Origin of the sequence: Paenibacillus piri (assembly GCF_004354045.1) — a bacterium.
GTDB lineage: Bacteria > Bacillota > Bacilli > Paenibacillales > NBRC-103111 > Paenibacillus_S > Paenibacillus_S piri.
On record NZ_SMRT01000009.1, the window covers coordinates 60,100 to 73,646 of the forward strand.

The 13,547-nt window shown below is 52.1% G+C and carries 16 protein-coding genes and 1 pseudogene; 8 read left to right on the forward strand and 9 right to left on the reverse strand.

Annotated elements, in window-relative coordinates:
- Positions 1 to 210 precede the first annotated feature (210 nt).
- Together E1757_RS37230 and E1757_RS18765 are read right to left on the reverse strand one after the other, a co-directional pair.
- Positions 211 to 378, reverse strand: coding sequence for a DUF6254 family protein (locus tag E1757_RS37230; protein WP_165972179.1), 168 nt, complete (start codon positions 376 to 378; stop codon positions 211 to 213).
- A gap of 89 nt (positions 379 to 467) precedes the next feature.
- Positions 468 to 713: a hypothetical protein gene (locus E1757_RS18765; protein WP_133230900.1), complete on the reverse strand. Its 246-nt coding sequence runs from the start codon at positions 711 to 713 to the stop codon at positions 468 to 470.
- 182 nt (positions 714 to 895) lie between these two features.
- Between E1757_RS18765 and E1757_RS18770 the strand changes: the two genes are divergently transcribed.
- Positions 896 to 1,189: a hypothetical protein gene (locus tag E1757_RS18770; protein WP_133230902.1), complete on the forward strand. Its 294-nt coding sequence runs from the start codon at positions 896 to 898 to the stop codon at positions 1,187 to 1,189.
- A gap of 208 nt (positions 1,190 to 1,397) precedes the next feature.
- Here the strand turns inward: E1757_RS18770 and E1757_RS18775 are convergent, their stop codons facing one another.
- Both E1757_RS18775 and E1757_RS18780 read right to left on the reverse strand, forming a co-directional pair.
- On the reverse strand, positions 1,398 to 2,024 hold the full coding sequence (locus tag E1757_RS18775) for an FMN-dependent NADH-azoreductase (RefSeq protein WP_133230904.1): 627 nt from the start codon (positions 2,022 to 2,024) through the stop codon (positions 1,398 to 1,400).
- A gap of 411 nt (positions 2,025 to 2,435) precedes the next feature.
- Positions 2,436 to 2,693, reverse strand: coding sequence for a hypothetical protein (locus E1757_RS18780; protein ID WP_246079285.1), 258 nt, complete (start codon positions 2,691 to 2,693; stop codon positions 2,436 to 2,438).
- A 246-nt stretch (positions 2,694 to 2,939) separates the two neighbouring features.
- Between E1757_RS18780 and E1757_RS18785 the strand changes: the two genes are divergently transcribed.
- Positions 2,940 to 3,608, forward strand: coding sequence for a tetratricopeptide repeat protein (locus E1757_RS18785; protein ID WP_133231285.1), 669 nt, complete (start codon positions 2,940 to 2,942; stop codon positions 3,606 to 3,608).
- Here E1757_RS18785 and thiO read toward each other — a convergent pair.
- The gene (thiO, locus tag E1757_RS18790) at positions 3,605 to 4,735 is read right to left on the reverse strand and encodes a glycine oxidase ThiO (RefSeq protein ID WP_133230906.1); all 1,131 of its coding nucleotides are present in this window, start codon (positions 4,733 to 4,735) and stop codon (positions 3,605 to 3,607) included. The genes E1757_RS18785 and thiO overlap by 4 nt on opposite strands.
- A 94-nt stretch (positions 4,736 to 4,829) precedes the next feature.
- A complete protein-coding gene (locus tag E1757_RS18795) occupies positions 4,830 to 5,459 on the reverse strand; it encodes a thiamine phosphate synthase (RefSeq protein ID WP_133230908.1) in 630 nt (209 codons plus the stop codon).
- A 289-nt stretch (positions 5,460 to 5,748) separates the two neighbouring features.
- On the opposite strand from E1757_RS18795, the gene thiD reads away from it, so the two are divergent.
- The 4 genes and pseudogenes from thiD to E1757_RS37235 all read left to right on the forward strand — a co-directional run.
- Positions 5,749 to 6,591 carry a bifunctional hydroxymethylpyrimidine kinase/phosphomethylpyrimidine kinase gene (thiD, locus tag E1757_RS18800; RefSeq protein WP_133230910.1) on the forward strand — a complete coding sequence of 281 codons (843 nt, stop codon included), beginning with the start codon at positions 5,749 to 5,751 and terminating at the stop codon, positions 6,589 to 6,591.
- A 126-nt stretch (positions 6,592 to 6,717) separates the two neighbouring features.
- Entirely contained in the window at positions 6,718 to 7,155 is a 438-nt protein-coding gene (locus E1757_RS18805) for a DUF86 domain-containing protein (protein ID WP_133230912.1), read from the forward strand.
- Between the two features lie 162 nt (positions 7,156 to 7,317).
- Positions 7,318 to 7,953 carry a helix-turn-helix transcriptional regulator gene (locus E1757_RS18810; RefSeq protein ID WP_133230914.1) on the forward strand — a complete coding sequence of 212 codons (636 nt, stop codon included), beginning with the start codon at positions 7,318 to 7,320 and terminating at the stop codon, positions 7,951 to 7,953.
- A gap of 437 nt (positions 7,954 to 8,390) precedes the next feature.
- Positions 8,391 to 8,549 (forward strand): annotated as a pseudogene (locus tag E1757_RS37235) (transposase zinc-binding domain-containing protein); the annotation flags it as partial.
- A gap of 184 nt (positions 8,550 to 8,733) precedes the next feature.
- Here the strand turns inward: E1757_RS37235 and E1757_RS18820 are convergent.
- Positions 8,734 to 9,369 (reverse strand): bifunctional 4-hydroxy-2-oxoglutarate aldolase/2-dehydro-3-deoxy-phosphogluconate aldolase, encoded by a 636-nt coding sequence (locus tag E1757_RS18820; protein WP_133230916.1) that lies wholly within the window; start codon positions 9,367 to 9,369, stop codon positions 8,734 to 8,736.
- Positions 9,370 to 9,564: 195 nt separating this feature from the next.
- On the opposite strand from E1757_RS18820, the gene E1757_RS18825 reads away from it, so the two are divergent.
- Both E1757_RS18825 and E1757_RS18830 read left to right on the forward strand, forming a co-directional pair.
- Positions 9,565 to 10,065, forward strand: coding sequence for a DUF948 domain-containing protein (locus E1757_RS18825; RefSeq protein WP_133230918.1), 501 nt, complete (start codon positions 9,565 to 9,567; stop codon positions 10,063 to 10,065).
- The gene (locus tag E1757_RS18830) at positions 10,043 to 10,420 is read left to right on the forward strand and encodes a YtxH domain-containing protein (protein WP_133230920.1); all 378 of its coding nucleotides are present in this window, start codon (positions 10,043 to 10,045) and stop codon (positions 10,418 to 10,420) included. The genes E1757_RS18825 and E1757_RS18830 overlap by 23 nt, the downstream gene beginning before the upstream one ends.
- Before the next feature lie 64 nt (positions 10,421 to 10,484).
- Here E1757_RS18830 and E1757_RS18835 read toward each other — a convergent pair whose 3' ends face one another.
- Complete coding sequence (locus E1757_RS18835) at positions 10,485 to 11,621, reverse strand: phosphodiester glycosidase family protein (RefSeq protein ID WP_133230922.1); 1,137 nt, start codon at positions 11,619 to 11,621, stop codon at positions 10,485 to 10,487.
- A 94-nt stretch (positions 11,622 to 11,715) separates the two neighbouring features.
- Positions 11,716 to 13,524, reverse strand: a complete 1,809-nt coding sequence (locus E1757_RS18840) for an EAL domain-containing protein (protein ID WP_133230924.1) — start codon at positions 13,522 to 13,524, stop codon at positions 11,716 to 11,718.
- Positions 13,525 to 13,547 lie beyond the last annotated feature (23 nt).

Consider the following 13,547-nt stretch of genomic DNA (forward strand, 5'->3'; position numbering starts at 1 on the left):
AAGCGCTGCCTGCAAGGCCGAGCTCGCCATGCGGCATCGTAACGGGCGTCAGGAGATTCGCGTTGGAACCGTGCCGTCTGCGGAATGCAGGCGGCACGGTTTTTTCAGTTGAAAGTATAAGTTTCTTATACTTGGCTTCGCACAACCTTGACAAACGCGCTCGTCCCTTAAGGACGGCGAAGCCGTTTATCCTTGGTTGTTAATAAAACATTAAAATTGCCGATCTTGCTCGGCTTGCCGTGCACGATTGGATGATTGCTGATTCCCGGCCTCGTACTCCTCTGCAAATTCCGTCAAAGACGTAATTTTGCCATGCGGGTGCGGCGTTTGCTTGCGGATTTTCGCTTCGTTTTCTTTGCGTTTTTTGGATTGGCTCACCAAGGCAACCTCCTTATCAAGCGGGATTGGGGTCGTGCCGCGTACACGCAGATGCATGACTTTTGCACTTGCCCCCAATCCTAGAATGACTAGCTGAAGCCAATATTATGTATCGGCGCGGTATAAAACAAAATGGAACCGTCGCTGCTGTCCTGCAGTGCGCGGTTCCATTTGTTTTTGTGCTTGTGCTGCAATTTTTGTTTGCGTTCCATTAAAGTGGGCAATCGGCGCTCGACCGGAACAACGCCGTTCCAGTTCAAACGGTTCAGCTCGGGGTTGAGCTTGCCCTGCTTCTGCAGCTTCACCCGCTGCTTTTTCGCTTTGCTTTGTGCCATGGCGGCACCTCCTAAGGCTTTATGTGTACGACTCTATTATATGCGATGTTCGAATGGATTGCATCCGGCTAATTATATGACAGTTTTGAAACATTGTGCAGGAAAGGTTGTTTTCAGCATGATCTTTTGGTAACCTAGGAGAAGATTGCGGTCGAAATTAACAATTTCAGGAGTGAGCAGGGGTGTCCTACGATTTTTACTATTGGTTTATTATGAGCGCCGCCTTTATTATTACCAACGCCGTAGGCGCAGCTCTCATGCTGAAAACCCAGAGGCTGCTGCTGTCTTTTCTCGTTTCTTTGGCCGTTAACCTTGCCATTTTTGTGCCTGCGAGCATCTGGTGGGCCGGCATGTTCGAAGGATTTTCACAGATGTTCGGGCTGTTCGGCTACGGTATTGCATTTGTCAATATTGAAGTTTTGCTCGTATTCGGCCTGTTTATTTTAAGAAAAAAGACAGAGCCGCCCATACAGTAACCGAATTGTAACATGGATTTCATCCGTCCTTAATGTTGGTGGGCTATACTTATATACGACCCCCCTTTTTCATATAGAAACCCTTGACGGCCTGCAATCCGATGATTGCGGGTCTTTTTCTTTTCAAAGCCCGAAAAACTCCCGCGCCATTACGGCGGGGAGCTCGCTTGGAAACCCGGATTGTTAAGTGACGCGGGTTGTTAAGAAATTAGAAGCTTTGTGCGGCTGCAGCAGTTTGCTTCAACCCTTCTTCAATGATGGACGCAGCTTTGTCCGGGAATTGGTTGTGGCCTTCGATCACGACAGTGGAAACATTGGTAACGCCAATGAAGCCCATGATTGTCTTCACGTAGTTGAGCGACATTTCGATTGCAGCCGCAGGGCCTTCCGAATAGACGCCGCCTCTGGCGTTCAATAGTGCGACTTTTTTATCCGACTGCAGGCCGACAGGTCCTTGAGGCGTATACGAGAACGTTTTGCCTGCTTGCAAAATGTAGAATAAGTAGGTCAAAAGCTGTGCCGGAACGGTAAAGTTCCAAAGCGGGAATGCGAAAACGACTTTATCGGCTGCAAGAAATTGATCCAGGTATTTGTTTACATTTGCCGCTTTTTGCTGCTCGACTGCACTCAATTCCATGCCTTTGCCAAGCTTGAACAGACCGTTCAGCGTATCGGTATCGTAGTAAGGAAGCTCTTCGGCAAACAAATCCAGTTCAACGATTGTGTCTCCGGGATGCGATTGCTTGTAAGTATCCAGGAAAGTATGGTACATTTTTACGCTTGCCGCTTGCTCAATGGGACGACCATTGGCTTTTACAAATAATACAGTTGACATGAATAATTCCTCCCCAACTAATCCTTAATTATTTACTAACTCTAATTCAGTATATTAAATCAATTACTTACTTTTGTCAAGTAACTATTATTTGACGATTTTGACTCTTGCATTTTACGATTAAATGTGCTTGCCTGGCACCGGTCTTACGGCAGCACAGACGAAGAACCTGACCGTCGGCCAGGTTCTTTTTAGTGAATGTATAAGATTTTAAACTTGCTTCGCACAGCCTTGAAAACCGTGCTCGTCCTCGAAGGACGGCGAAGCCGTTTATCCTTGGGTTGCAAGGGAAGTATAGGTTTAGATAGCTTTTGCATGATGCCGCCTTTGACAGTCGCGCTCATCCTTCAGAAACGATTAAACCGGTCCGTCCGGGTCATGCAGCGTTTATCCTTGGGGAAGAAGCTTATATTAACGGGACTGAAATAGCCGCTCGCGGGCATCCCAACGGAAATTGGCGATGAAAAATCCGAGAATTCCGAAAACAGCGAGCCGGATATACATCCATGACAGCGTGAACGATTGCTGGGTCAGCCATTCCATCCCGGTAAACAGGGCCGCAAGTATAATTCCCCAGGTCAGCACGCCGAAGTACATGACATACTTTCCTTTCCCCATCGTTCTTGTTTTACGCCATTTGTCGGCTTGTTGCTCCGTCATTTTGTTCATAATCGACAGTTCCTCCCGAATAAAAGTACTCAGTAGAGCTTTTCGCTGCCGCGCGATTAAATTCCTGCCCTGCCGCAAATTGTTCACAACTTTGGAACAACTATCTCAAGCTCCGATCAGTCATATTAGATGTGATCAAAAGTCATATAAGATGTAATCAGAATTCCCCTCGATCCGCCGCTTTATTCAGCAGATGCTGGATGGTACAATAATTTTTGGTAATGCAGGAAGGAGAGAATGGCCATGATGAGCAAAGTGTTGTTGTTTTTCTTATTGACCTGGCTGACAGGCAGCCCGATTGTGGCGATTATTGTGCTGCTTGTCATTTTTTATGTGTTGGATCGGAGGTTTATCGGGCTGACGCCGAGTATCGTAAAACCGATTCAGCGGAGCCGAAAGCTGTCGCGGCTTCGCCAGGAGCTGCGGCTTAACCCGCACCAGACGTCGGCCAAGCTGGAGCTGGCACGCCTGTTGATCGAGAAGAAGCAGTACCCTGAAGCGTCTGACCTGCTGGAGCAGGTGGCGGCCGTGATGGACGACTCGGCGGAGGTGCGCGCGGATCTGGGCCTTTGCCGGCTGAAGCTGGGCCAATTGGAGCAGGGCGAAAGTCTGATGCTGGAGGCGGTGGAGATGAACCCGCGCGTCAAATACGGCGAGCCGTATTTGCGATTAGCGGAAGCGTGGGCGGATCGCGACCCGAACAAGGCTATAGCCTACTTGGAACGGTTTAGAGAAGTGAACTCGTCCTCGTGCGAGGCGTACTACCGTTTGGGTCAGCTGTACAGCCGGTTGGGACATGGCGAAAAAGCCCGCGAAGCGTACCGTGAGACGGTTGAGCTTTATCGCGGGCTGCCCAAATACAAGCGACGTTTTGAGCGCAAATGGGCTTGGCTGGCCCGATTGAAAAAGACTTAATTGACCGTCTCGGCAGCGTTATGCTCCGAAGTGCGGTCCGGCGCAAATGGCTTCAGCTCGAACTGCGGCTTGTCTCCAAGGACGAGCTGCTTGACGAGCCGTCCCGTGGCCGGCGCCAGCAGTATGCCGTTGCGGTAATGTCCGGCCGCCAATATTAAGCCGGGAAGCGCTGCGGAATGGCCCAGAAAAGGCAGACCGTCGCGCGAGCCCGGACGCAGCCCGGCCCAGGTGCCGACGAACTCCGCTTCCCGCAGCTCGGGCAGCAGTCTGGAAGCCGCGGCGTGAAGCGAGCCGATCGCTGCGGCGTGGCAGCGCTTGTCATAGCCGCATTCCTCCTGCGTGGCGCCGACGATCATGCTGCCGTCAAGCTTCGGGACCACGTAGCAGCCTTGCGTAAATACGGTGCTGCGGATGACGGGCGCCTCCGTTCTCAGTGAGATGCATTGGCCCTTGACCGGAAACAGCGGCAGCTTCAGGCCGAAGGGCTCGGTCAAAGCCGATGCCCACGCGCCGGCGGCGAGAATGACCTGATCGGCGTACAATTCGCCGTCAGCGGTCCGGACGCCTTCGATGCGGCCGCCGCGTTCGATGAGGCTGAAGACCGGCGTCCATTCGCGGATCGCGCAGCCCAGCTTGTGCAGGCTGGCCTGCAGCGCCTGCGCCAGATGAACCGGGTGCACCTGATGATCGTTTTGCAGGTGCAATCCGCCCAAAATATTCGCCGATAATCCCGGCTCGATTGCACGCATTTCCGCCGACGTGAGCCACTCTGCGTTATGCATCCATGGCAGCCGGCTTTCCAGCTCCAGCCGGTCCTCCTCGCTAAATGCGGCGCGCAATATCCCTTCATCTATATATTGCGGCGAAACGCCGCCGACTTGCTGCAGATCCGCTGTCCACTCGCGGTACAGCTGCTGGCTCCATTGGCACAGCTCATAAAATGCGCCCGGGTGATGAATTTCTACCTGGGCTCCGAGCATGCCGGCCGCTGCCGTCGATGCTTCCCGGTTGAGCGCTCCTTTATCGATAAGGGTGCAGCTTATACCGGCGCGCTGCAGCTCAAAGGCAATGCTGCAGCCGATAACGCCTCCGCCGATAATAATCGCCGATGTCTTATTGCTGTTCACTGGTAACTCCTCCTAAAAAAGGCTTCGCCGCGGCGAAGCTTGTATCAAACATGGATTCGCCCGCGCTGTATCTTTGTCGCAGCTGGGCGGTCTCTTACGTCCCGGGCATGCGCGCGCTCCGCTCGAGCGCTTCGCGGAACCGTACTAGCTGCCGTGTCGGCTCCGGGGCCAGCAAAATACCGGACAGCACGGCAATGCCCGCACATCCGGTCGCCAGCACCTCGCCGACATTGTCCGGCTCGATTCCGCCGATGGCGATGACCGGTACGGGACAAGCTTCCACGACTTCTGCTAAAGCCCGGATTCCGCGGGGCGGAAGTCCGGGTTTGGAGCCGGAGTCGAAAATATGCCCGTACACGACATAATCGGCGCCGTCGTTAGCCGCTTCAACGGCTTCCGCAGCCGAATGAACGGAGCAGCCGATCCGGATGGCCGCCGGCAATATGCGGCGGCTTTGCTTGACGCTGAGGCTGCCGTACGCCAGCTGCACGCCGGGAGCGGAGACTGCCAAAGCCGTATCGAGCCGGTCGTTGATATAAATATCCGCTCCGGCAAAGAGCGGCTTCAAGGCGTCGTACCAGGCGGCCAGCTCTTTGGCGCCGCGCTGTTTTTCCCGCAAATGCACAGCGTCGATCAGTCCGGCAGGGCATTGGCGGGCGATCGCTTCGATTTCAGCCAATTGTTGCCGGCCGGTCGTAATGACGTGTAGCTCATGCCTTTTCATTCCTTTTGCTCCTCTACTATCCATTGGCAGGCGAAAATGGGCTTTGCCGGAACGGGCTTCCGCTCGGCCAAGTTTCACAACCGATTTCTTGTTTCATTCGACCCATGCTTGCAGTATTCCGGACTTGACCGTTCCTTTGTATCATATCGCAGCCTGCCGGTACCGTAAAGCGTTTGTCCCAGTTGTCATAAAATGATCAAGATCATCCGGCTTGACGATGCCAAACGGGATAGATACACTGGAATGAGTATATTTCGCAATTGGACCGGTTGGAAAGGGAGAAGCGGGAATGAAACCAATATATAAAGCATTGACGATAGCGGGCTCGGATAGCGGCGGAGGCGCCGGCATTCAGGCCGACATAAAAACATTTCAAATGCTGGACGTATACGGGATGTCGGCGATTACGGCAGTAACCTCGCAAAATACGCTGGGTGTCAACGGGATTTACGATATTCCGCTGGAAGGGATCGAACGGCAGATTGAAGCGGTGATCGGCGATATCGGCGCGGATGCGGTCAAAACCGGGATGCTGTCGAAGCCGGAAGTGATTGAGCTGGTTGCGGAGCAGGTGCGTAAGCACCGGATCAGCAAACTGGTCGTCGATCCGGTGATGATTGCCAAAGGGGGCGCCAGCTTGCTGGCGGAAAGCTCGCAGGACGCACTGCGCCTTAAGCTCATCCCGTTGGCCGCGCTGGTGACGCCGAATATTCCGGAGGCCGAGGTGATCACCGGAATGACCATCGAAACGCTTCAGGATATGAAGGATGCGGCGGTTAAAATCGTGGAGCAATACGGTGCGGCGGCGGCGGTAGTGAAAGGCGGGCACCGCTTGGGCGATCCGACCGACGTGCTGTTCGACGGACGGCAGTTTCATGAATTTACGGCAGAGCGTTATGAAACGCGCCATACGCATGGCACCGGTTGTACGTTTTCCGCCGCCATTGCGGCACAGCTTGCGAAGGGCAGCAGCCTGCTTGATGCCGTTCAGACGGCGAAGCAGTTTATTACGCTCGCGATCCGTCATGAGCTCGGGATCGGCGGAGGACACGGGCCGACGAATCATTGGGCCTATTCCCGCCGGGAAACGGGGAACGGCGACAACACGCCAGCGATAAAGGAGTCCGAATAATCATGGAAGCCAAATTAAGCTACGAATATTTAATGCAGGCCGTTTTATTGATCGTATTAGTCATTATCAGCTTTCCCGCCATGATCCTATGGTCCCGATGGAAGAAAAAGAAACGGAGATAATGCCATGTATTACGTGAACCATGAACAAATAGAGCTGCGGCTGCAGTTCATACCTATATTGTCGGATGCTTGCCGACATTTGTCCGAGCAGTGGCGGGCGGCCGATGCCGGGCAGCGGCTGCTTTTGCAATTCGCCCAGGAGCGGACGCTGCATCTGACGATTGAAGCGGTGACTGACGTCGGCAGCCTGTTGATCGATGCTTTTATGATGCGCGACGCCAGCAGCTATGAGGATATTATCGAGATTTTGCAGGGCGAAGGCGTGTTCGGGCCGGAGACGGGAGCCGTTCTCAGACGGTTGGTTCAGCTGCGCAAGCCGTTGGTCCAGGACTATGCAGCCTACCCGCGGGAACGCCTGCACCCGTTAATTACGGAGCTGCCCGGCGCGATAGCCGATTTTGCCGCTGCGGTACCGATCTTTATCCGTAAGGAAATGGTGTAAGCCGCCGATTCGTGCTTGCCGATTTCCAATATTTTTGATTTTTGATACATTTTAGTATACTAATTTACTTATTGTCGAAATTCGTATACAATAGCTGTATTAACTTGCTCCGTCCCGAGCGGCGGGCGGCAAGCGTTTGATCGGGAAGGCGGTGAGGACCGGATGAACCAGGAGATGGATGTATCCACACGAAAAGTCATATTGACGATGTTGAAAACAAAAGGATCTCTTACCGTTAGCGATATGGCGAAGCAGCTGGGCATAACCGAGATGGCTGTGCGGAGGCATTTGAACACACTGGAGCGTGATGGTCTGATCGAAGCGACACTGGTGCGGCAGGCAATGGGACGGCCGACGAATTTGTATTCATTGACGGGTTTGGCGGATGAGCTATTTCCCAAAAAGTACCATCATTTAACGCTCGATCTGCTTGGCGAGCTCGTTTCAGAAGCGGGCGAGGAGCAGGTGGAGCGCTTGTTCGAACGGCGCAAGGAGCGGCTGATCAGCCGCTACGGAGAGCAGATGGAGGGAAAGCCGCTGGCCGACCGAGTCAAGACGCTCGCTGAAATCCAGAATGCCAACGGCTATATGGTCGATTGGAACGCAGCGGAAGACGGAAGCTATGTCATTAACGAGCATAACTGCCCGATCTCCCAAGTGGCGAATGCGTACAATCATGCTTGCCAGTGCGAATTGATGATGTTTAAAAGCTTGCTGAAAGCGGATGTCGAACGGACCGAGTGTCTGGTCAAGGGCGGCATTAAATGCTCCTACGTCATTCATAACGAGAAAAATTGAAACCCGTCTTTGCGCCTTCAATCAATGGCCGGAGACGGTTTTTTCATTGTTTAGGAAATTATGCGCAGCCTATTTCTGTGCATAATCGGGGGCTCCTTTGTTTTTATTCATGAAAGTATTGCTGCATATGTCTTTCATTCAACAAAAAAAATCATCCTGAAAGCTTAAGCTCCCGGACGGTTTTTTTTTGTTGAAAGTATAAGTTCTCCAAACTTTAAGCAGAAAGGAGATGTGAAGGCGCGACTGCCTGCCTAGTTTAATCGAAGGAACACGACTTCAACAACGGCTGTAACCCCACATCCATCATCCCAACGCTCAAACGCAAATCCTACACCAAGGAGGCCGCAAGGCGTTTTTCTTCGAAATATAAGAATTTATAAATGTTGAGACCTAAAAAAAGTGGCTTCAGACAAGGGATTGTGCTACTTTAAGAGAGCGAGGGTTGCCATGACATAAAATGGGTGCCCTATCGGTGTAAAGGTCGGTTCTATACGACTTGCTCTTGCGGTGAAACCGAGGAATGGAGCCGATTGATGTGCGAAGACGTAGTCCAAGTGAATCATCGACATGTTGTATTTACGGTCAATGAGGGGCTATGGGGTGGAAAAGCGATAGCGGTCGCCTTTGAAATCGTGTCAATACCGCTACATACATTCAATGGGACACGATTTCAACAGCGATTGGAACCCCATACCCATTTCCCTCCCAACGCACCAACGTATGGTTAGAACCAAGGACCGTCAGGATGATCTTCCCTGACGGTTTTTCTTAGAAGACGGATCAGCGCTTCGCATTGGCGACGAGGCGTGATGCTTTATCACGAATCCAGCCGTAATTACCCGCGGCGATTTCCTTCAGATTGACCAGCGAGCCGCCAATCCCTACGCCATAGCAGCCCGCCTGCATAAACTGGGCAATGTTGTCCTCGTTGACGCCGCCGACGGCAACCATCGGAATATGGTTAAGCGGTCCTTGCAGTTCTTTGATATAACCGATGCCGAGGCTCGCTCCCGGAAATATTTTAACCGCAGTAGCTCCGGCTTTCCAAGCCTTCACGATTTCGGTCGGGGTCATAGCGCCGGGGAAAACCGGCACATTGCGTTCGGCTGCATACCGGATCACATCCTCGTCCATATTTGGCGTAACCAAATACGATGCGCCGGCCTCCAGCGCCTGCTTCGTATCGTCCAGATCAAGCACCGTTCCCGCGCCAATATACATGCTTTCGCCGAACTGTTCCTGAAGCTGCGCTATCATTTTCGAGGCTCCCGGCGTATTCAGCGTAATTTCCATGACACGGACGCCTCCGTCCTTCAATGCCTGGGCGACCCCTGTAATATGTTGTTCCTCAACACCGCGAACGATCGCGATGATACGGGTTTCCTCGATTAATTGTAATCCTTGCTCGCGATTCATGACCTGCATCCACCTCATCCCCAAGTTATACGTCTATTATGCCATGCTTTCCGGACTTTTCAAACCGGGAACGGCTATTCTGTAAAAAAGTTGTGTTAAATTCGGAAATTGTGTGTCAAATCGAGCCGTTCCGACTATAATGTACTATTCCATAGGCATTCGTCCAGATCAGTCGCTTCGGGAGGAGGGAGACACATGCTTTGGCAGATCGGCGTGTTGGCGGCTTCCATTGCGGTTGTCGTTGTCGCCTGCTTTATGATTCCGACGGTATGGGAAGCGCGCAAAACGATGAAGGAAACCAGGAGCACGCTGAGCCAGCTGCAGGTGAAGCTGGAGCAGACGGCTGAGGAGTCCAACCGTTTGATTCGGCTGACGCATCAGGCGGTTTCGGATGTACACAATAACATCAAGGCCGCGGATTCGTTCGTAGAAGCGGTAGAGCAGACAGGGGAGGCGGCCCGGCGCGTCTCTGGGACGGTAAAGCTCGTCTCGCAATCGTTGTCGGATACGCTGTTGGAGGCGCGAAGCTCCATGCATCACCGCCAGGACACGGTGCGCGATTTGTTGGAGCTGACCTCGATCAGTATGCAATTGTGGCAGCGATGGCAAACCTCCAAATCTTCCGCCAAAGCGGCTGACCTGCGAGTGAACAATCATGAGGGAGATGAAAAAGATGGCAGCGGAGAAAAAAGGTAAGGACTTGTTGATCGGAGCCGTTATTGGCACTGTGCTGGGAGCTGTTACGGCACTGCTGCTTGCGCCGAAGTCGGGTCGCGAGCTTAGAGCCGATATATCGGAAGGGGTTCAGAACGTAACGGAGAAAACTCAGCAGGTAGCCGGCACGGTTGCGGATAAATCGAAGCAGATCGCCGGAACGATCAGCGAAAAGACGCAGCAGGCCGTACAATCCCTAGGCCGCCAAACGTCCGAATGGACCGAGAAAGCCAAGGGGACGGCGCAATACTGGAAAACCGGGAAGTCGGCCAACACAGCGACATTGGAAGCGCCGGTTGCCGCTACGGTTGTGGATCGCGAAGAAGACGCGAACTGACAAGCGAAAAAACCTTCAAGCGCCGCTGCTCCCAGCGGGTTTGAAGGTTTTTTTCGGATTCCTGCTACCATTTGGACGGGTCGATTTTACTCGGATCGAGCCCCTGCCAAATGTTGCGGATGTTGACGTTTTTCGGATCGTCGAACACGAGCCAGGCCGTAGGCAAATAACGTTCCCCGTATTCGCTGGCCGGCCGGTTAATGATTTTATTATCGTGCACGAGGACGGTGGACGAGCCTCCATCCAGATTGGCGGCCGTAACCGCTCCATGCTCGAGAAAAATATTTTGGATGTCGAACAAGGTAGCCCCGATGCTGTAGCCTGGCTTTCTGCCGTCGATAATGGCGAACATGATCGTCCCGTCTTCTTTTTGAGCCATAGCCGTACGCGGTGCAATTCCCCAGCCGTCGGCCTGATTCTTGATCTGCCCGACGCCGTTCACGATGAAACGCGGCGCGAAGGTAACCGCTTCCTGCACGCCCATCTGCAGCAGCTCGTTCGGTTTGTATTTGCCGGCGACCATGCGCCCTTCCTTGTCGATGCCGACGATGTGAATCGGGGTATTCATTCCGCCGTCATTATAAAATACGGTGCCGCCCGACATGACAAGGCCGGTCGGCTGAAAGCCGTTGCCCATCCATTCAGGGTCGACGAATCCGCCGGCATTGACACCGGCCGTGGCGCCAAGCCGCTTCACCATGGAGGATACTTTTTCTCCCTTGCCTACGGCGCCGGGGACGGCGATGCGAAGCTTTTTCGGATCGTTGACGATCAACAGGTAGCCTTTAAAATTCGTGCCCGAAATCGGCTCGATTTCGACCAGCGGCTTTTTGGCGACGGCCTCGGTAGTTTCCGGCTTGTTTACTTGTACTAAATGCTGATCTTTAACCTCTGCAAAATGATCAAACTGTTGCCAATAACGGTTAACCCGCTTCTCCAGCTCGGCTTCGCCGATCAAATAAGCGGCCCAATGCCGATGCTGCGTTGAGATCAGCGTATCGGCCATAATATAGCGAAGGTTGGTTCCGGATTTCGTCAGAAAGAACCATAAGCTGAACAGCATGCCAAATAGGAGCAGTACGCAAACCGTGTAGAGAAATAAGGTCAACAGGGCGGATGATTTTTTAGCTTTTTTAGGTTTGCGCGGCTTTGCTTTTACGGCAGAGCCGCTGTTCGGACTGCGTGAAATTTGGGTTGCCATGAATTCGATCCTTTCCAATGATCTGGTTGTCTTTACCTTATAAACGAAAAAAAGAGAAAAAAGTTTCAGTTTTCACTGTACTTTTTCCTCTATTTTACATTAAATACAGCTGTTTGTTTTCCCGGATCATCAGCTCGAAATCGGGTGCAGGCATCGGCTTGCTGAACACATAGCCCTGAATTTCATTACAGCCCTGGGAGATCAGGAAGTCCAGCTGCTCCCTCGTTTCAACGCCCTCGGCTAAAGATTTGATTTTCAATTTGCGCGACATCGCAATTAGAGCCGTTACGATAGCGGCATTTTCCTCGTCCGACGTCACATCGCGAATAAATGACTGATCGATTTTGAGTGTATGCACCCGGAACCGTTTCAAATAACTGAATGACGAATAACCGGTGCCGAAATCATCGATCGAGATGGAAACGCCTAGCGTTCTCAGCTTATTCATCGTATCCATGATATAAGAGACGTTGGTCATGGCCACGTTTTCGGTAATTTCCAGACAGAGCAGCCTGGGCTCCAAACCGGTTTCCAGTAAAGTTTGCTCGACATAATGAACGAATGACGGCTGATGAAACTGGATGGCCGAAATGTTGACGGAAACGCACAGCGGTGCATGTCCGAGGCTTTGCCATTCCTTGTTTTGCCGGCATGCCTGCTTCAATACCCAGTTGCCGATCGGCACGATTAAACCCGTCTCCTCGGCCAATGGGATAAATTCTCCCGGCGAGATAATCCCCCATTCCGGATGGTGCCAGCGTACCAGCGACTCCATTCCGAAAATTTTACCGTTGTTCAAATCGACAATCGGCTGATAAAACACCCGAAATTCGTTGCGCTCCAACGCCTTGCGCAGGTGAATTTCCAGATTCAATCTATGCAGGGAGCGCTTGTTCATATCGGGATAGTAATAATGATATGAATTCCCACCTTTCTCCTTGGACCGATACATGGCGATATCGGCGTTTTTTAACAAAGTTTCCGCATCCATTCCATCATCAGGATAAAGACTGATGCCAATGCTGGCGGTTACGAACAGCTCCTGATCCTCTATGACAAACGGTTCCTTCAATAGATCCGGAATTCCTTTTGCAAACTGCGCTGCTTCATCGATGTGAGATATGTTGGTTAACAAAATAATAAACTCATCGCCGCCGAAACGCGCAACGATATCTTTTTCCTTGACATAAACCTTCAGCTTGCGGGCCAAATATTGCAGCAGTTGGTCGCCGACATGATGACCCAGCGTGTCGTTAATGACTTTAAACCGGTCAAGATCGAAGAAAATAACGGCCATTCTGCCGCCGTCCTGTTCGGCCTGCTCGAAGCATTCCTTCAGCCTTTGGTCAAAATGCAGACGGTTGGGCAGATTGGTCAGCGAATCGTGATAAGCCATATGTACGATTTTATGCTCGGCTCTGCGGCGCTCATTGACAGCCCGGATAGTTGCGTAGGAGCGAAGAAGCTGTTCGTCCTTTGTCTCGCTTATAATCCGGGTGAACAGCTCGTCCTGTTCGGCGTCGTCCAATTCCGCATTGGCGGGATCGGTCGTTTTCATCAGCTGCAATATATTTACGATATGCTCTTTATGTATGTGTGCGGCTGTAGCGGTCTTGGATTTCAAACGGTCGTCCTTGTCCAAATATACGATGCCTTTCTTGGCATCATAGTCGTGCACATGGTTCAAATTGACTAAATTGGCATGGTCCAAAAGTCGAAATCCGTCTTCAAACAGCCATTCCTCCATATTGTCGAAGGAAAAATCCAAATAATACTGCTGGTCTTTCGTATGAATGGCAATTTCACGATCCCGGATGCGCTCGATCTTAACAATTTCACTCGTATCAACTATTATTATCTCTGACCCTCTCTTGCCATCTCGAGTAACGGGAATTTTCTGCATAAGGCTCAGCTCCAAAGAGAAGG